This window comes from Chryseobacterium sp. GW823-FHT05E08, from assembly GCF_058795655.1.
In genome coordinates, this window is the sequence record NZ_JBXAHY010000007.1 from 173,381 (window position 1) to 196,015 (window position 22,635).

Genomic DNA, 22,635 nt, shown 5'->3' on the forward strand with positions numbered 1-22,635 from the left:
AGGGTGTTTCATTATAAAAACAAGGATTAAAAAATATATTAGATCTTATAGTAATCTTACTTCTTCCAAAATAAATTACCATTATTCATTAAAGCTTCAACAGCAGACATTCTTGAAACAGCTTCTGCAGAACAGCTTGCATCAACCAAAATAACATTCGCTTTATCTCCAACTTTTGGCCATTGCTGGTTTCCTTTATCATCTAACGGAAGAATATTTTGCGTCGCAAACTGCAACGTTCTAGAAAGTTGAAATTCTGTTGCATAACCATATAATTCGGCAATTAAATTCGCTTTTTGAAGCATATTCCCCGATCCGAAAGTACTCCAGTAATCCTGAACATTATCATTCCCGATCAAAACTTCTACTCCATATTTTTTCAACGTTGGAATCGGCATTACTTTTCCAGTGAATGGAACCGACGAAGCAATTCCCACCTTTGCAAAAGCCAATCTCTCTGCAATTTGTTCTGCTTCTTTCTGATTTAAATGAGCTAAAGCAAAAGCATGGCTTACGAAAGTTTTTCCTTGAAGTTTCGGATTTTCAATGGCTTTATCAATTAAATAATTAATGGTTTTCATTCCCGATTCGCCAACTTCATGCAAGTGAATATCAATTCCTTTATTATTGTCTAAGGCTAATTGTACTGTAAAATCAAGCACTTTTTCAATACTTCCGTCGATGCTCAAAGGATCAAGTCCACCAATAAAACCTACATGTGGTAATTTTGCCACCTCTTTCATCAAAGGAACAGAATCCGTGTAATACAAACCATGCTGCGGAAAAGCCACCAATTCTGCACCGAAAGAATCTTTTTTATTCTCTAAAGCTTTCTCCAGATTTTCTAACGATTTCAAGCCTGAAGTCGGATCAATATTGAAATGCGTTCTTACATAATTGGTTCCATAACTTTGCAACAGATCAATTAATTGTTCCGCTCTTTCTACTGAGGTTTTCAACAGTTCCGGAATAATTTCCTGTTCGTAAGAAATCATGTCTTTTACCGTTTTCTTTTTGGGTGAAAGTGTTTGCCACGGCAGTCCGTACCATGTTTTATCCAAATGAACATGCATATCTTTGAAAGCAGGAAGCATTAGTTTCCCTTTTGCGTCAACAGCATCAGAATTTGCATTGTTTGGTTTAATTGATTTGATTTTTCCGTCTTCAATTTCGATACAGAATAAGTCTGTTTTTGTTTTGATAATTTCTTCATTATCATATTCGAAACCCGTTTCCAAACGGACATTTTTCAACGTATAATGTCCTTTAGCAAGAGGTTGATTTTGTAATTGCATGATCCCAAGTTTAGTCCTACAAAATTACACCCGCAAAATTTTAAACAGGAGTATCAATTATGTATTGTTTTGTATCAATTATTCTTTGAATTGGGAAGGCGTCATTCCTGTTTGCGCCTTAAAAAATTTTGAAAAACTCGCATGATCATAGAATCCAAGATCGTAAACAATATCTTTTACAGACATTTCCGAGACTTTCAATAAACGTTTCGCTTCCAGTAAAATTCTGTCCTGAATAAGTGAAGATGCCGATGTATTAAGGTTTTTCTTACAGACAATATTTAAATAATTGGCAGAAATATTCAGTTTTTCAGCATAGAAAGAAACCGAGCGTTCTGTTTTAAAATGAATATCAATTAGATTTAAAAATTTAGAAATAATTGGATTCGAATTATACACTTCAAAATCTTTGAAAGCTCCTTCGACTGATTTACTCACCAGCAAACCAATCAATTCGCTTCTCTTTTGAATCACTTCCCAAAAGGTATTTTCTTCATTTAATTCCTTTTGAATGGTTTTAAATTCATGTAAAATTAGGTGATAAATTTCCTCTGAAACAGTAAAAGCAGGATGTTGAAAATAATAGGAAGCCGAAAATCTCAACGCCGGAAGAAAACTTTCATACCATTCCCGACTGATCATTAATTGATAACCAACCGTCTCTTTTTCAATCACCCACTGATGAACCTGATCCGGAAAAACCAGATGGATCTGATGATTTTCAACCTGATATTCAACAAAATCGATTGTGTGAGAACCTTTTCCTTTTTCGAAAAGATTAATGATAAAAAAATCGTGTTTATGAGGTTCATCAATTCTTCTTTCACCATATAATTCATTGAATAACAAATTACAACCCTGCGATTGTTTTTCTGCAAATTCATGAATTCCTAAAATGGGAAAATAATCTGGCTGATGGCTCATTGTGTGTAATTTTTCTCAAAAATATAATAAAATTAATCTCTGATCTACACGCAAGGTAAGATTTTAACTATTACTCTAATTTTAATAATCTAAAACAACCTTTACCTATTTTAAAACACAATATTTCCTTGATGGATCAATGATTCAACATTTGAAATTCTTGAAACTGCCTCTGCCGAACAGCTTGCATTAAGGAAACTCAAATCTGAATTGTCTCCAACTTTTGGCCATTGTTGAACTCCTTTATCATCCAATGGAAGAATATTTGCCGTTGCCAATTTTAAGCTTCTGGATAATAAAAATTCTGTTGCCTGACCGTACACTTGCGCCATCAAATTGGCTTTTTGCAATACACTTCCCGTTCCGAAAGTATTCCAATGATCGACGATGCTGTCGTTTCCTGTTAAGACCTCAACATTATATTTGTACAAGGTCGGGATCGGCATAATTAAGCTTCCGAATGGGATTGTAGAGACAATTCCAATTTTTGCGTTGGCTAGTTTTTCTGCTATTTCTTCCTGCTTTGGTTTTTCTAGTTTCCCTAAAACGAAGCAATGACTTAGATAAGTTTTTCCTTTTAATGAAGGATTTTCATTCACTTTATTAATTAAATATTCAACAGTTTTCAAACCAGATTCTCCGCTTTCATGCAAGTGAATATCAATTCCTTTTTTGTTATCTAAAGCCAACTGAACTGTAAAATCAATTGTTTTCTCAATTGCTCCGTCAATCGTAAAAGGATCTACTCCACCAATAAAATCGATATCCATTTTCGCCGCCTCTTTCAAATACGGAACCGAGTCTGTATAAAAAACGCCATGCTGTGGAAAAGCCACTAATTCTGCTCCGAAAGTTTTCTTCTTGTTGTCTAATGCTTTCTGTAGGTTTTTTAATGATTGTAATTTTGAAGTCGGTTCAATATTCACATGACTTCTGGCGAAAGATGTTCCTTTTGATTGTAACAATTCAATCATTTTCTCAGCTTTAAACGTTGAGTTTTTCAACATTTCCGGAAGCATTTTTTGTTCCAAAGCGATCATCCCTTTTACTCCGCCCGTTCTTTTTCGGACTGCCTGCCATTTGTCTCCGTAAAAAGTTTTATCCAAATGAATATGCATATCTTTGAAAGCAGGGAGCATTAAAAATCCTTTGGCGTCAACCGCTTTTGCATTTGGTTGGTTGGGCGCTATTTTTGAGATTTTTCCGTTTTCAATTTCGATATAAAATAAATCGGTTTTTGTTGAAATTACTTCACCTTCTTCGTATTCAAAACCTGTTTCAAGACGAACATTTTTTAAGCTTAATTTTCCTTTTGCAGAAATCGTTGCGCTATCAAAAATTGAATTTGCCATCATAATGTTGGGAGCTAAAGTTAGTCCGGCCATTGCCAGCGCTGAGCTTTTAAGAAAATCTTTACGAGATATGTTTGAAGTGTTCATTTCCAATCTATTTATTACAAATTTAAAAAGAACTGAAATGTTGGAAGTGTATAGTTTATTGCATTGTTTGTATGATTTATTGAATCTTCTAAAAGCAATAATTTATATTCAGTTTGTCATTCCGGAGGAATCTAGACGCACTCTTAAATTGGATGTTTAGATCCTTTCAGGATGACAAAGATTCTGTTTTTATATCCCACAGATTTCTCAGATTTACACAGATGATTGTGTTTTTATTTGTATAAAATATTAGTGCAATTTGTGTTTTAATCAAAATAAAAAAAGGACGAAGTTTTAAACCTCATCCTTTATAAATTTTATATTTTAATTTTAAGAAAAATCAAATTTTCTGACTGCTTCAAGCGTCATATCAATTTCTTTATCCTTAATTGCATCACTGATGAAATACGTTTCATATCCACTTGGTGGAAGATATATTCCGTTTGTCAACATTTGATGGAAAAAATTATTAAATAATGAATGATTTGCTTCCTGTGCTTCATCAAAATTAGAAACTCTATTAACATGGAAGAAAACAGACATCATTGAACCTTTTCTGTTGATCTTATGAGCAATTCCTTTTTCATTTAAAATTTTTCCGATTTCAAAATCTAAGGTTTCTGTTGTCTTATTAAGATTACTGAAGAAATTTTCATCGTTTTTGATCAATTGAAGCGTTTTTAAACCTGCTCTCATTGCCAAAGGATTTCCGCTTAATGTTCCGGCCTGATAAACTCCGCCTTTTGGAGCTAAGTGATCCATAATTTCGTTTCTTCCTGCAAAGGCACCAACCGGAAGTCCGCCTCCGATTACCTTTCCGTAAGTAACCAAATCAGCTTTTACATTATATAATTCCTGAGCACCTCCGAAAGCCAGTCTGAAACCTGTCATTACTTCATCGAAAATCAATAAAGCTCCGTTTTCATCACAGATTTTTCTTAAGTTTTGAAGAAAATTATTTTCAGGAAGAACGCAACCCATATTTCCAGCAACAGGCTCGATAATTACGGCTGCAATTTGACCTTGATTGTGTCTGAATAAATCCTGAACCTGCTCAAAATCATTATATCTTGCCAACAAAGTATCTTTTGCCGTTCCTTCCGTTACTCCTGGAGAATTTGGGTTTCCAAAAGTAGCTGCACCACTACCCGCTTTGATCAAAAATGAATCTGAATGACCGTGATAACAACCTTCAAATTTCACAATTTTATCTCTTCCCGTAAAACCTCTTGCCAGTCTTACCGCGCTCATACAAGCTTCTGTTCCTGAAGAAACCATTCTGATCTGATCGATATTCGGAACGTTTTCTACGATGAATTTTGCAATTTCAGTTTCCAGTTCTGTCGGAGCACCGAAAGAGAAACCTTTCTCTGCCTGAATTTTTAATTCTTCCAACACTTCCGGATGAGTGTGACCTAAAATAGCCGGTCCCCAAGAATTGATGTAATCGATATAAGTGTTGTCATCAGCATCTGTAAGGTAAGCTCCTTTTGCAGACTTCATGAAAACAGGAACGCCACCCACAGATTTGAATGCACGAACAGGAGAATTTACCCCTCCCGGAATGTATTTGTAAGCTTCATCGAATAAAGCTGAACTTCTTTGATACTTCATTTTCTATTTTTTCTTTATTATTTTACCCTTCGAAATAAGGGGTTCCATCTTCTCCTGCATAGTTTCTCAAACCATTTACCATTTTATAATACAGTCTAAAGGTATGTCCGTTTCTCCAGACATTTCCTTCTGGAAAAAATTGACCTTCCAAGATTTTATTGTTGGGGAAAATTGTTTGAAATATTAAATTATTTGGATCGTTTTGATCAGGCTCAGAAAGAACAACTAATCCTGAACCATCAATTAAACCTATTGATGTATATTTAATCGGATAAACCTGATTAGAATTCTCATCAGCTAATCCAAATAAGTTAGATAAATTTGTTGTAAGAATGTAAGGTTTTCCGTTATAGAATTGCCATCCAACATAAGCAATTTCAGATGTACTTTTATACATTCTTTTGATCTTGGGAATATAAATTCCTATATGCGAATCTTTAGAAACAATTTCCAGGAAATTAGCTTTAAAATTGATTTGATAAGCATTTTCATCTTCGTAAGGCTTAATCATTTCTAAATCTTCATCATCAAGATCGTCCCAAGTTAATTTAATCTCTTTTGGCTCTTCTATATGAGTAGTAATACCTGTTCCCCACCCGCGATCATTGATTGGATGCCTTTCAGGCTCAATATATTTGTCAAGCCTCATCTTTGTCTTTATGGAATAATTATAATAGTCAAAACCATCGAAAACCAGATAATTTTCACCACTTATAGTAATCGGTTTATCAGAAATAAAAGGCATTATGATTGTAGCATTGCTGTCAATTATTCCGAACTTACCGTTTTGTTCAGCATGAAAACCCCTGACAAATTCATCGTACCAACTTATGCTGTAATATTGTGGCTGTACGGCAATAAATTTGTTAGCATCGCACAATCCCCATAAATTTCCTCTTCTGAAGGGAATATATTTTTGTTCTTGCGAAAAAAGGGTGCACGATATGAAAACTAAAAATATCCATAGATATTTAAAATTCACATTTACTATTTTCATGGTTTGGGTTGAGTATTAGTTTCTAGGTTTTTTGTCTATCAGATAAATTAACTGTCCTGCAGATGGTTGCTGACCTTCATCCATTCTGTTTTTTGCGTACAATTTGTGTAATTTGATTCCGAATTTTTGAGCAATATCATGCATATCCTCTCCTGAAAGAGCTTTGTAAGTTGCCGTATTTCCATCTGAGTTTTTAGATTCAAGGAAAACAATTTCGTCTTTCTTTAAAACATCGCTTTCCAACTCATTCCATTTGGTCAGTTTGCTTTCGCTTACTTTGAATTTATTTGCAATGAATTGAACATTCGTGTCCTCAGGAATAATGATATATTTTAAACCGTCATTTGGATGACTTTTAATTAAAATTGAATTAAGGATTTCAGCTTTTGTCTTGATTCTTTCCACTCTTTTCTGCTGTTGAGCGAAAGAAGTTTGCTTGTAAGGAACATTTACTGTAACAGGATCTTTATCTTTCTTTACAAATTTTGAAGGCTCTAATCTTGCCATAAAAGACCTGTCATCCTTTAAATCAGGATACATTTTAAGAACTGCGTACAAAACTTCTTTAGAACTTGTATTATCAAATTCATAAAGTTTATATCTTTCAATTTTACCTATCAAGATAGATGCGTAGCGAGGATTTGTTGCATAGCCAGCCTTTTTCAGACCATATGCCCATGCTTTGTAATCTTTCATGTCTAAATTGAAAAGCCCTGTATAATATTTTCTTGTTGATAAAAATATCGAATGATCTTCATAAGATTGTCTTGGGTCTTCATACACACGGAAACACTCATTGGGAGCGTCATCTGTATGTTTCATGGTTTTCCCCGTCCAATCTTCTTTACATTTTATTCCGAAGTGATTTTTACCTTCCTGAGCCAATCTGCTTTGTCCACCACCAGTCTCAAGAAGTCCCTGAGCAAGCGTAATAGAAGCAGGAATTTTATACTTTTCCATTTCTTCCACTGCATATTGAGCGAATTTTTGGATGTATTGGTCTTCAGTAGCCCAAGTCTGAGCCGAGAATTTTGATAAAACTAAAAGGCTTATTAGTAAGAAAAGTCTTTTCATGTTTTTCAATTTTACTTTATATAATTAAATTTCTATTCTGTTTTTCTAAGAGCAAATTTGCTCCTTCAATTCCTTGTAATCCACCCGTGTGGAAGCACAAGATCTTGCTGTTTTCAGGAAAATATTCTTCATCAATCAGTTCAAAAACCTTCTGGATCATTTTTCCTGTATATATCGGTTCTAACGGAATTCCGTATTTCTCCTTGAAATCATTGATAAAACGGATGTTTTCATCTTTTATTTTACCATAACCTCCAAAACTTGAATCTATTAGATTGAAATTTCTTTTTAAGGTTAATTCTGAAATTTTATTTTCCAGAGAAGAATCGTCAACTACCTTAAAACCTATAACTTTCTGATTATCTTCACAAAATCTGGAAATCCCGGCAATCGTACCTCCGGTTCCAACTGCGGTGCAAAGATAATCAAAATCTTTTGTTTCGTTATTCAGCATCATTTTTACGCCCTGTACGGCATCTTCATTGGTTCCGCCTTCCGGAATGATTAGCGCATCTGGAAATTCATGCTGTAGAAATTCTGATAATTTTTCTTTATTTCGGTATTCTTCGCGGGTGATGAATTTTAAATTCATTCCGTTTCTTTTTGCGAAAACTAAAGTTGGATTGTCACGCCATTTATCTTTTAATTCTTCTCCTCTAATGATTCCCAAAGTTGGAATTCCTGCTAAATTCCCAACGGCAGAAACAGCAGAAATATGGTTTGAAAATGCTCCGCCAAAGGTTATGATATAAGGTTTTTCAGGATTTTGATTTACATAATTATTGATATTGTGGAAAAGTTTCCAATATTTATTTCCTGAAATCTGAGGATGAACGAGGTCTTCTCTTTTAATGAAAAGTTTTATGTTTTTATTGATATGAATTTCCTGAATGGGGATTTTTTCTGTTGGGGGTTGTAATAACATTCTTCTTAAATGATATTTATTTTGAACAAAAATACTGTTTTTTTTAAGTTTGTAAGCGCGTTTCACTTTACATGAGATTTGTCATTCAAAACGGAACGAAGTGGAGTGTGGAATCTACATTTTGTAATTAAAAAGATTGTTTAAATTCCTACAGAACGATAAAAGTGGCGTTGAATTTTTTTCTCCCACAGATTTCACTGATTTGCACAGATGTTTGTGTTTTATTTGTGTTTGAATATTAAGTTTTGGCTAAAGCCAGAGGATTGCCTATTTATCACAAACAGGCTAAAGCCCGTTCCTATTGATCTCGAAATACTGTTTTGTCATTTAACAAAATCAATTCCTAATTCCTAATTCCTAATTCCTAATTCCTAATTCCTAATTCCTAATTCCTAATTCCTAATTCCTAATTAATTACAAATACTTTCTAAAGCTCCAGAATTTTCTTTTTTTGAGGTAATTTAAATCAAATTCATTCGTGTAGGCTTCTCTTTCGAAAGAGATTCTTTTGTAGGCTTGGTAGCTGTCTTTTAGTTTAAAAAACCAGTAATAATATTCGATGACGTAGAAAATGTAGAAGAAAACAATAAGCATTTCCAACTGCTGTCTGAGGTGGATTTTTTCGTGATTGATAAGTATTTTATTTTCCTTATCTTCGGTTTTCCTAACGAAGATAAAGGGAAAAAGAGCGATGCCATTAATTTTAAGTTTTTTTAATGGCTTTTGGCACACAATTATCATGATAACAAATATAAAGTTTTTTGACTTAGAGATTTAACTTATGGCACTTTTTGACATCAAAGAAGGTGAAGACTTTTACTACAATGAGCAAGGGTACAAGGTTTTTACGGAAAAATTTCATCTGAAAAGAGGACATTGCTGTAAAAGTGGCTGTAGACATTGTCCTTACGGATACGATAAAAAGACCGATACATTCATTAAAAACGATAAAAAAAAATAAATAAAATGAAAAAATATATTTTTATTTTGTTAGCTGCGGCTACTTTGGGTTTAACGTCTTGTAGTCCTTTTCAAGTGCGTTCAGACTACGCCGAAACTGCCAATTTCACTTCTTATAAGACTTATAAAATAAGAATTGATGATTTGAAGCTGAATGATATTGATAAAGACAGAGTGTTGAACGAATTGTCTAGACAACTACAAGCCAAAGGACTTCAATCGGGTGAAAATCCTGATTTGATCGTCAATGTAAAAGCAAACCACAAGAAAGTTACAGATATTAACAGCGGATCACCTTACGGAATGTACGGTTGGGGCGGATCTTTCGGATGGGGTCTTGGAATGAGTAGAACCTGGACGAGTAACTATAACGAAGGAGCAATTATTGTTGATCTTGTAGATGCAAAATCTCAAAAATTAGTTTGGCAAGGAATCGGAAGCGGAATTTCCGTTGATTCTCCTAAAGCGAAACAAAGACAGATTCCTGAGATCGTGGCAGAGATTATGAAAAATTATCCTCCTCAGAGAAAATAATTAAGATTTAAATCAATCAAATATATAAAAGTCAATACAAGTTTTTGTGTTGGCTTTTTCTTTTACATAAAAAGGCTGCCAACAATCGTCAACAGCCTTCCTTCAGTCAAAATATAAAAATCATTTATTTTTTATCGCCTTGAACGATGTATTTTTTCCGTCTTTATATTGAAGAGTAATAAAGTAAACTCCTGAATCTAAATCACCCAACTGTAATGTAGCAGTAGGTTTTTCAATAGTTTTTATTAATCTTCCAACAGCATCGCTGATTGTAATCGTTTGCACATCCTTAATATCAGAAATATTAATTACATCATGAAAAGGATTCGGATAAGTTTTCACTTTATTTAAAACAGTTTCATGCGTTCCTAAATTTGTTGAAATCGGTTCCCAAACCGCATCATCCCAATAATGTCCGGCAAAAGATATTCCCGGATTACGAATCGCTAATCTCGCCGTTGAAGGAACTGATGTTGGTACCGTGAAAATTCTCTCAGAAGTACTGTCATACGTCGTATTTGTAATAGTAATATTCTCTAAAACCACAAACGTAGACGCATCCGCAGGATCTGTCATGTAACCAAATTCTAAAAACCCAGCAGAATTTGCTTTCATTTTAAATCTGAAATGGTGCGTTCCTTTGTTAACGTTCGTCAGTTTTGGAAGTATCACAAGCGAAACTTTTCCTGTACCATAGCCAAATTGGTAGATCTGGCTCGTTCCCGAAGCGGGCTGTGTACTCGAGATGATCTGACTTGCCCCGTTCAGAGCAATTCTTTCCCAGCAACTAGGAACAATACTGTTTGGTGAAGCGTACGTATCAAAATTCTCCGAAAAACTATCCAGAGCATTGCATTGGGCACTAACGAATGAAGTGCATAAAAAGCCTATCAATGGAAGGCTCATTTTAAATTGTAAATTTTTAATCATTCTAAATAAAAATAATAAAACAAAAATAGCTATTATTAAATAGTATAGAAAACAATTTTATTTTAATTATTTATGAATTATATCATGCGTAATATTATGAAATTGATAAGCATAATTCACTGATGCTTCTTTTTGAATCATTAAATGTTTTCTAATATTTTATTTTTAAGTTTTGGCTAAAGCCAAATTGATGGTACATATTTAAGATAAGCGGACTAAAGTCCGCTCCTATTGATGTGAATATTAACAACCCAAAAATTACAATTTTCAGAACAGTTTTATTTTAATTAAAATCTAATGCATTGCCTATTAAAATTAACAATAACGTAATTTTTTATTCATAAAAATGTAGTAATCTTACTGACCAAATTATATTTATATGAAAAAAATTATCTTATTTCTGATATTCTCAGGATCTATCAGCGCTCAGGCGCCTGCAGGATATTACAATTCGGCAAACGGATTGACTGGAGCATCTCTGAAAACTGCATTGAGCACCATTATCACCAACGGGCATCAAGATAAAGGTTACGGCGGATTATGGACAGGTTACAAAACCACAGATATCGACAAAAATTATGAAAATGACGGTTCAATTTTAGATATTTATTCTGAAAAACCAACCGGAACCGATCCTTATAAATTTACGCCGGGAACCAATCAGTGTGGAACCTATTCGGTGGAAGGAAACTGTTATAACCGTGAGCATATTGTTCCACAAAGCTTGTTTAATGAAGCTTCTCCAATGGTTTCTGATATCAATTTCATCCGAGCTACAGACGGAAAAGTGAACGGAATGAGAAGCAATTATCCTTTCGGGAAAGTGGGAACTGCAACTTTTACTTCTAAAAATGGTTCTAAGCTTGGAAATTCTGTGTCTTCAGGATACGCTGGGACGGTTTTTGAGCCGATTGACGAGTTTAAAGGTGATGTTGCACGTATGATTTTCTATTTCGTGACGCGTTATCAAAGTAAACTTTCTACTTTTTCTACAGGAAATATGTTGGGAAGTACCACTTTTCCTGGATTGCAGACTTGGGAACTGAATGTTTTACTGGCTTGGCATAATCAAGATCCTGTTTCTCAGGCTGAAATTAATAGGAACAATGCTTCTTATACTTATCAAGGAAACAGAAATCCGTTTATTGACAATCCAGCTTATGCAAATCAGATTTGGGGTTCTCAGCAACCTTCGACTGATACACAGGCTCCGACAACTGTTACGGGTTTAACTATTCCATCAAAAACTTCAAACAGTATATCTCTTTCTTGGAATGCTTCAACAGATAATATTGGTGTTGCTTCTTACAATGTTTACATGAACGGAAGTCTGAAAACTACGGTAAGCTCAACCTCAACAACAATTTCAGGTTTAAATCCTTCTACGACTTATAACTTCTATGTTGTGGCAAAAGATGCCGCAGGAAATTCTTCAACAAACAGTTCGACTGTTTCAGGAACAACTAATACCGGAACTTCTACTCCATCAACTAATTGTGTGAATGAAACTTTTGAAACCATTCCGGCAAGCAGTGCTTCTTATTCAACAAGAACGTGGACAAATGGAGGAATTACATGGACAGCAACAGACTCCAGAACAGATCAAACAATTTCTACGAAAGCGATCACGGTAAGAGATGGTTCGTTAAAATCTAGTTCTTCAGATAATGGAATTAGTTCTTTGACGGTAACAACTCAGTTGAAATTTACAGGAAGTAATGGAACTTTTAATGTGGTGGTGAATGGCGTAACGGTGGGTACTATTCCTTACAGTGCGACGGTTGCGACGACGACGATCAATAATATTAATGTTTCAGGAAATGTGGTGGTGAGTTTAGAAAATAATTCATCAAGTGACAGAGTTGCAATTGATAATTTAAACTGGACTTGTTATTCAGGAACGGCGAAACAGAATGTTTCTTCTTTGGAAAAAGCTGAAATTAATGATTTGCAGATCTATCCAAATCCTGTTTCTAATCAGGAGATTTTTGTAAAAGGTGAAACTCAAAATATTAAAAAAGCTGAGATTTATAATTTGCAGGGAAAAGTTATGCAGACAATTTATCAACCTTTTAAAAACAGTAGAAATTCGCTTAAAATTAAAAATTTAGAACAGGGAATTTATATTTTAAAACTGGATAATACTACTTTGAAATTTGTGGTGCAGTAAGAATTTAGAAAAAATTAAATTCATCTTTGTCATTCTGGATAAATGATAAAATTGTTATTGAGATTGCTTCGTCGCTTACGCTCCTCGCAATGACAAAAAAAAGACTTCTCTTTGATAAGGGAAGTCTTTTTAACTTTAGTTTTCTTCTTCTATATTACTTAAGTTTTACGTATTTATTTTCGATACCTTGATATACAATTGTTAAAGTATCGTTTTTAATTACATAATCTGTTTCGTCTTTTTCATTGGTTGCTTTGTCGACGGCGATTATTTTATGATCTTTTACCGTGTAAGTTGATTCCAGTGAATTTTGCATTTTTCCTTCACCAACGTACTGAATAAATTTTCCATCTTTTGTAAATTCTAAAACAATTTTTCCCATTGTGTTTGTCGTTTCCAAATCTTTAAGCATTCCTTCCCATTTGCCGATAAGTTTAGGATCTTCGTTTTTTTGTGAACTGCAGCTTAAAGCCATTAAACAACTGAAAATAATCAACAGGTTTTTCATTTTTAAAAATTTGGTTATTAGATTTAGTAAATTAGATTAATTTTAGGTTTTATTTCATGTAATTATACCATGGAGATTCTTTTGGAGCAGGATATTTCAGTCCAAAAACTACATTATTTCTATAAGCATCTTTTGTAACAGATAAGTACTGATTTTTAATTGTACCGTCAGATTCTATAGAAATACTCAATATATAGTAAGAATTATCCTTGTCCCAAAAGAAAGAAGTTGGATATTGAAATGTATCCGGTTCATTTTTGATCCAGACAACATCATTTGGAAATTGATTTTTAAGATTTGTAAATATCTGCTTGGAAGCCTTTGCATCTACATGCGCTTTATCGGTAATTTGGGTTGTTGGTTTTCCGTTTCCTTTTAAAATTTTATCGACAAACTGTAGAGAATATTTGGGATCTGCATGGGTTTGTATCGCAGCAACCTTATTTTTATAAACCGTAATTCTGGTTCCTAAATTTTGATCTAAAGCGATATTGCCATAGGTTACGTTTTTATTTTCATCGGCATAATACTGGATCACACTTTTTTCAGGAGTTTCATCCTTTAGAAAAATATTTTTATTTTCAAAATCGTATTTTTTAGCATCTTCTCCTAAAGAAACCGATGTTAAATCAAAGGATTTACTTTCACAGCAAAGGTTTACTAATGCTATTAAAATTAATAATCCATAATGTTTTGCTTTCATAATATTTGTATTAATCTATTGTATTAATTTTTAAAATATAGTAATAAAGTACATAAACCATTAAATATCAAAATCCCTGCTCCGCACCACATCGACAACCGAATTCTCTTTTTCAAATCATTGTTTGAAATATAGGTGAATAGCAAACAGGCAAAAAATCCTGCCAAAGCCGTGAAAATGCAGGTAAAAAAGAGCATAATCCAATTAATTTCTAAGGCATTGGCACTTGCTTGAGATTCTGAATCTGATATTTTAACCTTTTCGCCTATCTTCAAAGGCTTATTGGTGGTATAGTCTAATGTTTTTATGATTTCTTGTCCGTTCTCATTACTATATTTAACTTTTGGGAAAAATACCGGACGATCGTAATAAGAAGATCCTTTGAAACTTTGCGTTTTCACAAGTTCTTTTTTATAACCGATTACCGTTGCTTCATATTTTAATTCAACATAAGCTCTGTATGTTTTCTCCCAAATAAAGGTGTATGAGGACACAAAAGTCATTGTATTGATACAAATCATTAAAAGACAGACAAAGAAAAGAACAAACCCTTTTTCTATGATGCCTCCTTCCTTTTTATCGGGTGATTTGCTGCGTAATTTTTTATAAATTCTATATCCGATGAATAAAGAAATTATATTGATTAAAACGACAAAGAATCCAAAAAAAGTCATGCTGCTAGATAATAGTTAATCCGTTTTGTCTGGATCTCATGTGTAATTTCACCTCCAATTCTACATTACTTTGTTCCTCAAGATCAGGGCTCTTGAATTGTAATGCCTGAGTACCGTCTTTTCTCATTAATCGTACCAATTTTCCATCGCCCATAATTTCCATGTTTACATTTTCACGGCTTAATTCTTCAACGGGTAATTTTTGAGAAAACAGCTCTACACCGCCTTCTAAAAAATCTTTTTTCCTGTCTTCTGAAAAATAAAATGCCTGCTCCTGAAGATTTCTCTTTTCAGCGGACATTTCTAAATATTTATTAAAATCATGCTGTTCCAACACTTCTTTGATCTTCCAATAATAAGTATAAACTTCATTAAAAAGTTCTTTTTCAGGAATATCTTTTAGGTTAACAGAATTCTGCCATCCATCCAATACAAAAGGAAGTTCTACTTCGATCTCTGTTGCAATTTCAAAATGAGGATATCTGATATTTGAACTCAGACCATTCCATGGTGATTCTATTTTAGGACCAAATGAAACCCGTGTTTCCTTAATATTGTCGGCATCAGCAACAAAAAGATCAATACCAAGATATGAATTTTCTTCGGTTAACAAATGCTCTCCATGTTTGGGAGACATTTTGCCCACCACTTTATATTTACCGCTTTGCAAAAGAACATGATTAATGGGTGCCATTACCATGTTTCTTTCGTTTCCACCCGTTTGTTCTCCTTTCCATTCATCTACAAGTACATCGTTTACATAAACTTCTGTTGCGCAGAATGAGTTAACGTTTAAATGATAGTACGGATTCTGTATTTTATCCATTTTTATAATTAAATATAATGTTTTTCAAAATAATATTCTGATTTATCCAAAGCCTTTTCTTCCATTTTAAAACTGCTTTTCCACCAGCCTACTTCACCTTCTACCGTTCCCGTAATAATCACTCCCGAAAATTTTATAACAGGTTGATAATACAATCCTTTATCATCAGAATTGATAATGAAATCTCCGCCGAAGAAAGCTTCACCTTCTAATCTGGCTTCCGCTCTAAAGTCAATTATTTTCTTTTGTTTATTTGAATTAAATTTACCTCCAACTTCAATGGCGAGTACAATTTTCACGCCCATTTTACCGCCAATAGTGGTTTTACCGTCAATACTTACTTTGCCGCCAATAATTTTAAGCGCTTCCATTTCGATCTCCAGCTCACCATAAAAAGTTCCTGTGAATGTAACAGCTCCCCCAATTTTTTCAATTCCTTTTCTGAATTTATCAATTAATTTAGCTGCCGCAGGGTTTCCAGTTAATCCATACGACAATGCCGTGATTGCACAACCCAAAATATCTATAATGACTTCTGCACCAATGATAGGTTTTAATCCTAAATTAATTTCTCCTGTAGTTCCTAATACCTTGTTAGTTCCCTGTCTTTCCAAATACCATTTTCCTACAAAAGTCAGTTTTGGATATCTGATATCAAAAGCTACGGGAATTCCTGTAGTTTTAGCTGTACTCTGAGCAAAATTAATGACATCCTGCAAAATTCCTATAACACGGGCAATAAAACTGGCTGCCAGCTGAATTCTATCAGAAAACTCATTGGTAAAAGATCTTTTGGTAACACCGCCGTTCCATTCAGCAGCTAATCCAACTCCGATTGAAATCGGGACTTTTCCCGTTTCATTCATTCTCCATCTTTTATAGCCAGCTTCTCTTGATTTTTCCTGATGCTTGGCATAAATATTACCCGGAGGCATTTTGGTCGCTTTATAATTGGAGACATTTATTAAAAACTCAAATGCCAACTCCCATTTGATGTCCGGATAAGCGTTGATTAAGATCGTCGTTCTTTTGTCATTACTAAAAAATCGACAGCTATGAACATGCAAATGAAACTGATTCGGATTGGTTGCTGATGGCCAAATATATTTTATAGGATTAATCGTAAACCTCGTTAAATCCGAATATATAGGATAACTGAAAGAAGGCGTATCAAATGTTTTTTTGGTATCACCGCTATCTATTGCCTGACCTACATCTACAATGTAACTTTGCTTTTTGTGCTTATTGTTTCCTCTAAAACAAGCTTTTGTATCATAACCCGTAATATCTATGGTTAGTTCCTTTTTTACAGGTACAACAATCTTATCCCAAGCAGTTGGTTTACTTGGTGCAACTACTTCATAAATAATCGTGTGGGCATCATGAGCATTGAATGTAAACGAAATATCAACTCTTCTATTGGTCTCATAATCCTTTTCATTTTTATATTTAATATTGTCTCGTCCCAATTTATCATCGGTAGGATCTATTTCTCCTTTTCCGACTGAGATAATTCTTCTGGGATCTAATCCGCCATCTGCAAAGAACTTTTTCACAATATCTGATCTTCTTTGTGAAAGACCTTTGTTGTAATTTTCTTTTCCGATAACACATGCATAACCGCTTAGGTTGATCGTAGAATCTTTATGCTCTAAAAGGAATTTCAATACATTATTAAGAACAGCTTCACCATCTTTATCTATTACCGTAGAATCAAATTTATAATAAATTGTTCTGTAGATTTTTTCTTCAAGAACCTGTCCTGCTATTTTTCTTAATCCTTTCCCGTTTTCGAATACCGGAACAGTTGTAACGACTGCCTTTCCTTCTTTTGTATCGTTTTCTGAAATTTTTATAACTTCAAATTTACACGGTTCATACCTTTGGGCATTTACATCCGGTTTGTATACTTTGGTAGGAGTTTGATTTTTGCTGACATTGGCATTTGTAGTAATGACTTTATTTTTTACATTCAGATAAATGGCATGAAGATCATCACCCAGATTATCTTTAATGTACTTGCCCGAACTGCTGTCCTTTACTTTTATATAAAACTCTTCTACGTTTTGGATATTGTCTACATGCGCCATCCAAGAATAGGTATTTTCTATTTTTAAATTAACCTCACCATCAATTACCTGAACATCGGTATAAACATGTACTACCTTATCTTTTTTTGCAGCCTGCTGGTTCCAAAGCTCTATCGTGAGATTATTTCCGTTAAGTCCCTCTGTTGTAAGATTAAGGTAAACGAGGTGTCCATAGGAAATATAATTGTTTTTGTCCTTATTTTTAATGCTTGTTTTGCTTCCTCTTTGAGTTGTCCATTTGCTAGTGACAATTTTGGGTTCGCACCAACCTTTTACATATAAACCAACATTGTTTTTAGTATCTCTTTTCCCGGAAAGACTGGCTTCGATATAGTAATTATAGCTTCCGCAATATTGTTTATCAATAAAGAATTTATACCCATTGGTAGATGGAGCCTGATAGATAATAATTTTGCGATCGTTAGTCTGTCTCGTCCAGATGACGGGCTTCTTTTTTTCTTCGGCAGTGGTATCCGGCAACCATTCGGCAACCTGAAAAGTTACATCCTGATTGGGCACAATAGTAAATCTCTGACCTACAACAGACATTTTAGGATAATAATTACCTTTTATAATCTTGATTTTTTTTACTCCTTTAGCCATCAGTTTTTTCTTTATATTACACCATCTTTTCCACCTTTGAAAGCAGGCTGTTCTTTGTACATACTCTCTGAATCTACCAACGGATTGATCTGCTGCTGCACATCCGGATCCGCATTTTTAAAATTCTGCTCACTGGCTTCAGCTCTCTGTCCATGGTCAATGATCTCGATACATGGCGTTCCTGCAATGGCACAAACGGCCTTACTGTCTTCTAAAATGATAAATCCTCCATTACTGAGCTGTACTTTATCATAAAAGTTTTGCCATTCGGTGACCATAATTTTGCACGGCGGTGGCGGAGCTCCCATTTTGGGGCAATTTCCGAATGTATTTTTCTCAAATGTAGCAGCTCCGATTTCTTTTGTGGTGACAATCAGTTTTTTGGAAGCGCTTTTGTCATTTGCATATTCTTTTTTGTGCGAAAGCACTTTTAACTTATCAGGCATTTGCCCGAATTGGCATTTGCACATAGCACCTTGTACTACAATATGTTTTTCTGCCATAATTTTTTACTCTTTTTATCTGTGTGATATTTTTTAATTCTCATCGATACTTGCTACAACAACCGAGATTTTTTTTCTCTCTTTCAGCATGATATCGCATTCTAAATACAATGATTCGGGGAATGAAGTTTTTCCGTTTAAATAATATTGGATTCTAAAAGATCCGTCTTTATTCATCACAGGATTTTCTTCTACAATAAAGGAAAAAGGGGCTCCGTTGATAAAATCGTAAGAACTTCTGTCTTCATTTAATGTTCCGTTTCCTTCTATATTTATTAGGTCATATTCGTCTTTCAGCGGATCAATCTCCAACTCAATCTGATATTTTGGTTCTACCGGATTATTCACAATCGGGAAACTTTCATTTCCATTGATATTAAAATTCTGACCAAAACCTTGATATACTCCGAGAAATAAAGTTCTCAGGAAATAATCATTTTTCATTAATAAGCTTACGGCATCGGGTTCGCTTATCGTTTTTTCTATTTTAAGACAATATTCGTCTACAGTTTCTCCGTCAAATTCTTTGTAAAGTTCTTCTTTAACATCATTCCATCTTTCATTGAATACGGAAAGATTTTCCACAGCATTAAATTTCCCTTGCTGATCTACACTGACCTGTAAAGGATACAAAACTTTTGAGGTTTTATAGGCTAATAAATCTGCAATTTCATTAACTTCTTCTTCATTTAAATAAAGATTCGAAATCCTGTTTATTTCAAAAAAATGTAACTGTTTTTCTGATCGTAACCAACGTACTGTGGCTTCATATTTCAGTTCATTTTTGTTGTTTCCATTTTCAATACTGATGATAACACCATATTTTTTGAATGAATTTTCGGGTTGAAAAATCAATCTGTTTCCGTGATCGAACTTTACTAATCTGTTTTTATCAATTACCGCAGTTCTTGGAATAAAAAGCTCTTTCTGACCGGTAAAATCTATCAAAATCATCTCCTTAACACCGCAATTGTTATTGTGAAATGACTTTAAAGCATCTTCGGATATTTTGTACAGAGAAGCAACACTTTTTAAAGTTTCGTTTTTCTGGACGATATGTTTGTTAAATTTCTGCATATAAATGATTTGCAAATAAATATTTTATCCTCAGATTTTATTTAATACTGAAAATATATACAGCGAGTAAAATAATGCCCACCATGATCAATATTATATTTGTAACTCTATTTTCTTTATTTCTGGATGTAAAAAAGCTCACTATTAATTCTATAAAAAGCAAAAGACACCATATCGCCATCCAACAAATATTCAAAACAAGATCCATGGGAATTGACATTCCGCTGTTTCCTCCTATATTAACCTGCTGAGGATTAAACCAAGAATCCCAATTATCGTAAATATATATCGACAAAAAGCCTATTAACAATAATGCAACCCTTACAACTAGATGTTTTCTCATGTAATAAAAATTAATGCAATACTCTCACTCTGTCTGATGTTGGATCCATTCCAATACCTTCTCTTCTTGCCGACCAGTGCAGATATTTATTTCTAAGAATTCTTAAATCATCCTGCTCCTTCATTTCTCTCTGATAATCTGCATATTTCTGTTCCGGAATTGATGCTCCTCCGTATGCATTTTCAACGTCTTTATATCTTTTGAAGGTATATTGTTTTCCATTTTCCATCGCGTAAGATCTGAGGCGGTCTTTTACCCTTACCAACAATGGATCTTCTGAAATAGAATACACTTCATCAGTCAGTTTTTTGATGGTTAAAGGAACCGTTTTCTGAACGCCATGTTCTGCCATAAAATGCAATGGAACATAGCTGTATCTTTTTACTAAATCACGTGATCCCGATAATGTTAAATAAAAACCGGGGTTAATTTTAAGCTGATCTTCTTTATACCAGGCGTCTGCGATAAGCTGACTTCTTAATTCTTTTAATTTTGTGCTGGTTGTCCACGATGTTTCAATTTCTTCCCAACTCTCGGTTCCGTCTTCGTAAGCTCCACCAACGTCACAGTGTACGCCGGGAAATGTTCTTTCTGTACCTACATGCACGTGGGTAAGGTCAAAATTTTCTCTGTGTTCGTTTTCTGCCACAAAATGAATGACGGTTTGTGCTCTTCCGATATCATTTAAGCTTAATTCTTCCACATCATTGTGAAAATTCGGTGTAGCAGAAAAGTTTTTAGAATAAGAAGAAACGGTATCGTAAATTCCTAAAAATCTGATTTTTAAAACATCAACTACAATTCCGGCTTCCTGAAGTTTTAATCCTAAATGTCCCCACTTTGGAAGATCCTGACCTTCCACTCCGTCGCTGTCGGAGAGAACGGTAACACTCATTCCTTCGCTTGAATAGGTTCTTGAGGTTGCTTTGTATTTTGATTTACCAATTTCATGAACAAAATTTCTGGCCGCCGCCGCACCACGGCTGAAACCGAAAACATCAAAAGTAAGTACCGCAATTTTATCTGCTTTTTTTGCGTTTTTGATATTTTTCACTTTTTTCACAATCTCTTCACAGCCTTTTTTTACTTTTCCGCGGATTCCGGTAGGCCCAGTTCCAAAGGCGTAGCCCAACATTGAATCTTTTTCCTTATCATCTGTACCGATTCCTTCAATGTAAATTCCAAAATTTTTATCGTAATTGTCCCACAAACGCGCTACGTTGCTCCAATCGTTATTGTAACTGTTGTTATCAGTAGGATTTCCTCCTTTTTTCTTGTATGCATCAGTTTTTTCCCTTCTTTCGATGGTATTGGTTTTGTTATTCAGGGTTCCGTCAAAAAACATCCCGAGAGTAATGTCTAAGACCTCCTCTTTGGTTTCTTCTGGTGTATAATCTCCAAATTTATTATTGTGCATCTTTCTTATTTTAAAATTGATGAATAAGGATAAATTATTCTATTTTTCGAGATAATCTGATCTTGGCTTTGGTAATTGGAAACTCCTGTTTTTCGGTCTTTAGTGACAAAGATGCTTTGGTATTATCAGGATTAACTTTAATCACCAAATCTATATTTTCCTCTTTTCCTAATTTTTGAAAAAGTTCAAAAATTTCTTTTTCGTCGAAAGAATCTATCCAGACTGCATATCTGTTTTTGCTTTTATCTCTCCAATAAAAACCACAGAATTTTGGAACAGCTCTTTTTTGATACGTATCATTATGTAAGCTTTCTGCGAAAAGATTTTCCTGTTCTCCGTTGTAATTATTAAATCCGAAATCGATCCATTCTCCGCCTTCAGGAACTATGACCGAAGGTTTCCAATTAAATTTTTCTCTGTAAACTTCATAAACATCAGGATTTGGATAGCCCTGTTCTTTTATTTTTGCTCTTATTTCAGGTTTAAATGTTTCATAAGACGGGTCATCCAGCATTCTGTCTGCAAAACCCTCCTTCAACATATATTTTGCATTTTCATAAGCTTTTTCCTTTGTAATAATTGTATCATGAGCCTGAAAAGCTCCAACTTCCGTCTGGTTTCCGGGGCCGTTGATCCATAAAACAACTCTTCCTTTTGGCGCCAAACCAACTATAAAATTGGTGTAGGTCGTTTTTTTATTATTATCCTGATCTATAAAACCTTTTTTAAATAAATCATTGATTTTTTCTTTATCTAAATCCCACTTTCCGGTGTAAAATTTTCTTTCAACTAAAGAATACCATGTAAATTCTAATTTGTGAGGAATTTCCATCAATCTGGTTTCTACACTCATCGTTCCGCCTTCATTTCCCCAGCCTGTATTTTGTGTTCCCCAAATGGCATCAAAGCCGTAACTGAAATCATCAGCGATAATAGCTCCTTTGTACACCTCCATCGGATATTCCTGCGGTGCTGAGACGGTTCCTAACCAATTATATTTTTCTTCCATTCTTTTATTTTGACAACTTA

General features: G+C 34.2%; 22 protein-coding genes. 3 read left to right on the forward strand and 19 right to left on the reverse strand.

The genetic code is table 11. The features are described from left to right. Nucleotides 1-56 precede the first annotated feature (56 nt). The 8 genes from AC1Q7L_RS20180 to AC1Q7L_RS20215 form a co-directional block, all read right to left on the reverse strand. Nucleotides 57-1,295 (reverse strand): amidohydrolase, encoded by a 1,239-nt coding sequence (locus AC1Q7L_RS20180; RefSeq protein WP_492307535.1) that lies wholly within the window; start codon nucleotides 1,293-1,295, stop codon nucleotides 57-59. A 78-nt stretch (nucleotides 1,296-1,373) separates the two neighbouring features. Beyond that, entirely contained in the window at nucleotides 1,374-2,219 is an 846-nt protein-coding gene (locus tag AC1Q7L_RS20185) for a helix-turn-helix domain-containing protein (RefSeq protein ID WP_410692430.1), read from the reverse strand. A gap of 110 nt (nucleotides 2,220-2,329) precedes the next feature. Then, on the reverse strand, nucleotides 2,330-3,658 hold the full coding sequence (locus tag AC1Q7L_RS20190) for an amidohydrolase (protein WP_492307534.1): 1,329 nt from the start codon (nucleotides 3,656-3,658) through the stop codon (nucleotides 2,330-2,332). A 330-nt stretch (nucleotides 3,659-3,988) separates the two neighbouring features. Beyond that, nucleotides 3,989-5,272, reverse strand: coding sequence for a glutamate-1-semialdehyde 2,1-aminomutase (hemL, locus tag AC1Q7L_RS20195; RefSeq protein ID WP_492307533.1), 1,284 nt, complete (start codon nucleotides 5,270-5,272; stop codon nucleotides 3,989-3,991). 22 nt (nucleotides 5,273-5,294) lie between these two features. After that, complete coding sequence (locus tag AC1Q7L_RS20200) at nucleotides 5,295-6,269, reverse strand: hypothetical protein (protein WP_492307532.1); 975 nt, start codon at nucleotides 6,267-6,269, stop codon at nucleotides 5,295-5,297. Nucleotides 6,270-6,284: 15 nt separating this feature from the next. Continuing rightward, complete coding sequence (locus AC1Q7L_RS20205) at nucleotides 6,285-7,343, reverse strand: glucosaminidase domain-containing protein (protein ID WP_066755970.1); 1,059 nt, start codon at nucleotides 7,341-7,343, stop codon at nucleotides 6,285-6,287. Nucleotides 7,344-7,359: 16 nt separating this feature from the next. After that, a complete protein-coding gene (locus tag AC1Q7L_RS20210; protein ID WP_492307531.1) occupies nucleotides 7,360-8,268 on the reverse strand; it encodes a 1-aminocyclopropane-1-carboxylate deaminase/D-cysteine desulfhydrase in 909 nt (302 codons plus the stop codon). Nucleotides 8,269-8,682: 414 nt separating this feature from the next. Next, nucleotides 8,683-9,009 carry a hypothetical protein gene (locus AC1Q7L_RS20215; protein WP_492307530.1) on the reverse strand — a complete coding sequence of 109 codons (327 nt, stop codon included), beginning with the start codon at nucleotides 9,007-9,009 and terminating at the stop codon, nucleotides 8,683-8,685. Nucleotides 9,010-9,049: 40 nt separating this feature from the next. On the opposite strand from AC1Q7L_RS20215, the gene AC1Q7L_RS20220 reads away from it, so the two are divergent. Together AC1Q7L_RS20220 and AC1Q7L_RS20225 are read left to right on the forward strand one after the other, a co-directional pair. Beyond that, on the forward strand, nucleotides 9,050-9,229 hold the full coding sequence (locus AC1Q7L_RS20220; protein ID WP_492307529.1) for a C1orf53 family protein: 180 nt from the start codon (nucleotides 9,050-9,052) through the stop codon (nucleotides 9,227-9,229). A gap of 5 nt (nucleotides 9,230-9,234) precedes the next feature. After that, entirely contained in the window at nucleotides 9,235-9,762 is a 528-nt protein-coding gene (locus AC1Q7L_RS20225; RefSeq protein WP_492307528.1) for a DUF4136 domain-containing protein, read from the forward strand. Nucleotides 9,763-9,882: 120 nt separating this feature from the next. Here the strand turns inward: AC1Q7L_RS20225 and AC1Q7L_RS20230 are convergent, their stop codons facing one another. Continuing rightward, nucleotides 9,883-10,668 carry a T9SS type A sorting domain-containing protein gene (locus tag AC1Q7L_RS20230; RefSeq protein WP_492307527.1) on the reverse strand — a complete coding sequence of 262 codons (786 nt, stop codon included), beginning with the start codon at nucleotides 10,666-10,668 and terminating at the stop codon, nucleotides 9,883-9,885. 403 nt (nucleotides 10,669-11,071) lie between these two features. On the opposite strand from AC1Q7L_RS20230, the gene AC1Q7L_RS20235 reads away from it, so the two are divergent. Next, nucleotides 11,072-12,862, forward strand: a complete 1,791-nt coding sequence (locus AC1Q7L_RS20235; protein ID WP_492307526.1) for an endonuclease — start codon at nucleotides 11,072-11,074, stop codon at nucleotides 12,860-12,862. A gap of 154 nt (nucleotides 12,863-13,016) precedes the next feature. Here the strand turns inward: AC1Q7L_RS20235 and AC1Q7L_RS20240 are convergent, their stop codons facing one another. The 10 genes from AC1Q7L_RS20240 to AC1Q7L_RS20285 are packed head-to-tail and all read right to left on the reverse strand — an operon-like array spanning nucleotide 13,017 to nucleotide 22,615. After that, complete coding sequence (locus AC1Q7L_RS20240; RefSeq protein WP_492307525.1) at nucleotides 13,017-13,370, reverse strand: hypothetical protein; 354 nt, start codon at nucleotides 13,368-13,370, stop codon at nucleotides 13,017-13,019. 49 nt (nucleotides 13,371-13,419) lie between these two features. Continuing rightward, nucleotides 13,420-14,073, reverse strand: coding sequence for a hypothetical protein (locus tag AC1Q7L_RS20245; RefSeq protein WP_492307524.1), 654 nt, complete (start codon nucleotides 14,071-14,073; stop codon nucleotides 13,420-13,422). A gap of 23 nt (nucleotides 14,074-14,096) precedes the next feature. Next, on the reverse strand, nucleotides 14,097-14,747 hold the full coding sequence (locus AC1Q7L_RS20250; RefSeq protein WP_492307523.1) for a hypothetical protein: 651 nt from the start codon (nucleotides 14,745-14,747) through the stop codon (nucleotides 14,097-14,099). A gap of 4 nt (nucleotides 14,748-14,751) precedes the next feature. Further along, complete coding sequence (locus AC1Q7L_RS20255) at nucleotides 14,752-15,573, reverse strand: hypothetical protein (protein ID WP_492307522.1); 822 nt, start codon at nucleotides 15,571-15,573, stop codon at nucleotides 14,752-14,754. Nucleotides 15,574-15,581: 8 nt separating this feature from the next. Beyond that, nucleotides 15,582-18,266, reverse strand: a complete 2,685-nt coding sequence (locus AC1Q7L_RS20260; protein WP_492307521.1) for an OmpA family protein — start codon at nucleotides 18,264-18,266, stop codon at nucleotides 15,582-15,584. Between the two features lie 11 nt (nucleotides 18,267-18,277). Continuing rightward, a complete protein-coding gene (locus AC1Q7L_RS20265) occupies nucleotides 18,278-18,769 on the reverse strand; it encodes a DUF4280 domain-containing protein (RefSeq protein ID WP_492307520.1) in 492 nt (163 codons plus the stop codon). Between the two features lie 33 nt (nucleotides 18,770-18,802). Continuing rightward, the gene (locus tag AC1Q7L_RS20270; RefSeq protein WP_492307519.1) at nucleotides 18,803-19,846 is read right to left on the reverse strand and encodes a hypothetical protein; all 1,044 of its coding nucleotides are present in this window, start codon (nucleotides 19,844-19,846) and stop codon (nucleotides 18,803-18,805) included. A 37-nt stretch (nucleotides 19,847-19,883) separates the two neighbouring features. After that, entirely contained in the window at nucleotides 19,884-20,189 is a 306-nt protein-coding gene (locus AC1Q7L_RS20275) for a hypothetical protein (RefSeq protein ID WP_492307518.1), read from the reverse strand. Nucleotides 20,190-20,199: 10 nt separating this feature from the next. Beyond that, the gene (locus AC1Q7L_RS20280; protein ID WP_492307517.1) at nucleotides 20,200-21,606 is read right to left on the reverse strand and encodes a T6SS phospholipase effector Tle1-like catalytic domain-containing protein; all 1,407 of its coding nucleotides are present in this window, start codon (nucleotides 21,604-21,606) and stop codon (nucleotides 20,200-20,202) included. Nucleotides 21,607-21,640: 34 nt separating this feature from the next. Beyond that, a complete protein-coding gene (locus AC1Q7L_RS20285) occupies nucleotides 21,641-22,615 on the reverse strand; it encodes a DUF2931 family protein (RefSeq protein ID WP_492307516.1) in 975 nt (324 codons plus the stop codon). Nucleotides 22,616-22,635: the final 20 nt, after the last annotated feature.

Excerpts from the sequence above, each read along its gene's own strand:
- AC1Q7L_RS20270 (WP_492307519.1), bottom strand. The coding sequence starts at position 19,846 with ATGCAGAAATTTAACAAACATATCGTCCAGAAAAACGAAACTTTAAAA.
- AC1Q7L_RS20245 (WP_492307524.1), bottom strand. The coding sequence starts at position 14,073 with ATGAAAGCAAAACATTATGGATTATTAATTTTAATAGCATTAGTAAAC.
- AC1Q7L_RS20230 (WP_492307527.1), bottom strand. The coding sequence starts at position 10,668 with ATGAGCCTTCCATTGATAGGCTTTTTATGCACTTCATTCGTTAGTGCC.
- AC1Q7L_RS20200 (WP_492307532.1), bottom strand. The coding sequence starts at position 6,269 with ATGAAAATAGTAAATGTGAATTTTAAATATCTATGGATATTTTTAGTT.
- AC1Q7L_RS20280 (WP_492307517.1), bottom strand. The coding sequence starts at position 21,606 with ATGCACAATAATAAATTTGGAGATTATACACCAGAAGAAACCAAAGAG.
- AC1Q7L_RS20225 (WP_492307528.1), top strand. The coding sequence starts at position 9,235 with ATGAAAAAATATATTTTTATTTTGTTAGCTGCGGCTACTTTGGGTTTA.
- AC1Q7L_RS20210 (WP_492307531.1), bottom strand. The coding sequence starts at position 8,268 with ATGTTATTACAACCCCCAACAGAAAAAATCCCCATTCAGGAAATTCAT.
- AC1Q7L_RS20265 (WP_492307520.1), bottom strand. The coding sequence starts at position 18,769 with ATGGCAGAAAAACATATTGTAGTACAAGGTGCTATGTGCAAATGCCAA.
- AC1Q7L_RS20235 (WP_492307526.1), top strand. The coding sequence starts at position 11,072 with ATGAAAAAAATTATCTTATTTCTGATATTCTCAGGATCTATCAGCGCT.
- AC1Q7L_RS20250 (WP_492307523.1), bottom strand. The coding sequence starts at position 14,747 with ATGACTTTTTTTGGATTCTTTGTCGTTTTAATCAATATAATTTCTTTA.
- AC1Q7L_RS20185 (WP_410692430.1), bottom strand. The coding sequence starts at position 2,219 with ATGAGCCATCAGCCAGATTATTTTCCCATTTTAGGAATTCATGAATTT.
- AC1Q7L_RS20260 (WP_492307521.1), bottom strand. The coding sequence starts at position 18,266 with ATGGCTAAAGGAGTAAAAAAAATCAAGATTATAAAAGGTAATTATTAT.
- AC1Q7L_RS20215 (WP_492307530.1), bottom strand. The coding sequence starts at position 9,009 with ATGATAATTGTGTGCCAAAAGCCATTAAAAAAACTTAAAATTAATGGC.
- AC1Q7L_RS20205 (WP_066755970.1), bottom strand. The coding sequence starts at position 7,343 with ATGAAAAGACTTTTCTTACTAATAAGCCTTTTAGTTTTATCAAAATTC.
- AC1Q7L_RS20180 (WP_492307535.1), bottom strand. The coding sequence starts at position 1,295 with ATGCAATTACAAAATCAACCTCTTGCTAAAGGACATTATACGTTGAAA.
- AC1Q7L_RS20285 (WP_492307516.1), bottom strand. The coding sequence starts at position 22,615 with ATGGAAGAAAAATATAATTGGTTAGGAACCGTCTCAGCACCGCAGGAA.
- AC1Q7L_RS20275 (WP_492307518.1), bottom strand. The coding sequence starts at position 20,189 with ATGAGAAAACATCTAGTTGTAAGGGTTGCATTATTGTTAATAGGCTTT.
- AC1Q7L_RS20220 (WP_492307529.1), top strand. The coding sequence starts at position 9,050 with ATGGCACTTTTTGACATCAAAGAAGGTGAAGACTTTTACTACAATGAG.
- hemL (WP_492307533.1), bottom strand. The coding sequence starts at position 5,272 with ATGAAGTATCAAAGAAGTTCAGCTTTATTCGATGAAGCTTACAAATAC.
- AC1Q7L_RS20255 (WP_492307522.1), bottom strand. The coding sequence starts at position 15,573 with ATGGATAAAATACAGAATCCGTACTATCATTTAAACGTTAACTCATTC.
- AC1Q7L_RS20240 (WP_492307525.1), bottom strand. The coding sequence starts at position 13,370 with ATGAAAAACCTGTTGATTATTTTCAGTTGTTTAATGGCTTTAAGCTGC.
- AC1Q7L_RS20190 (WP_492307534.1), bottom strand. The coding sequence starts at position 3,658 with ATGAACACTTCAAACATATCTCGTAAAGATTTTCTTAAAAGCTCAGCG.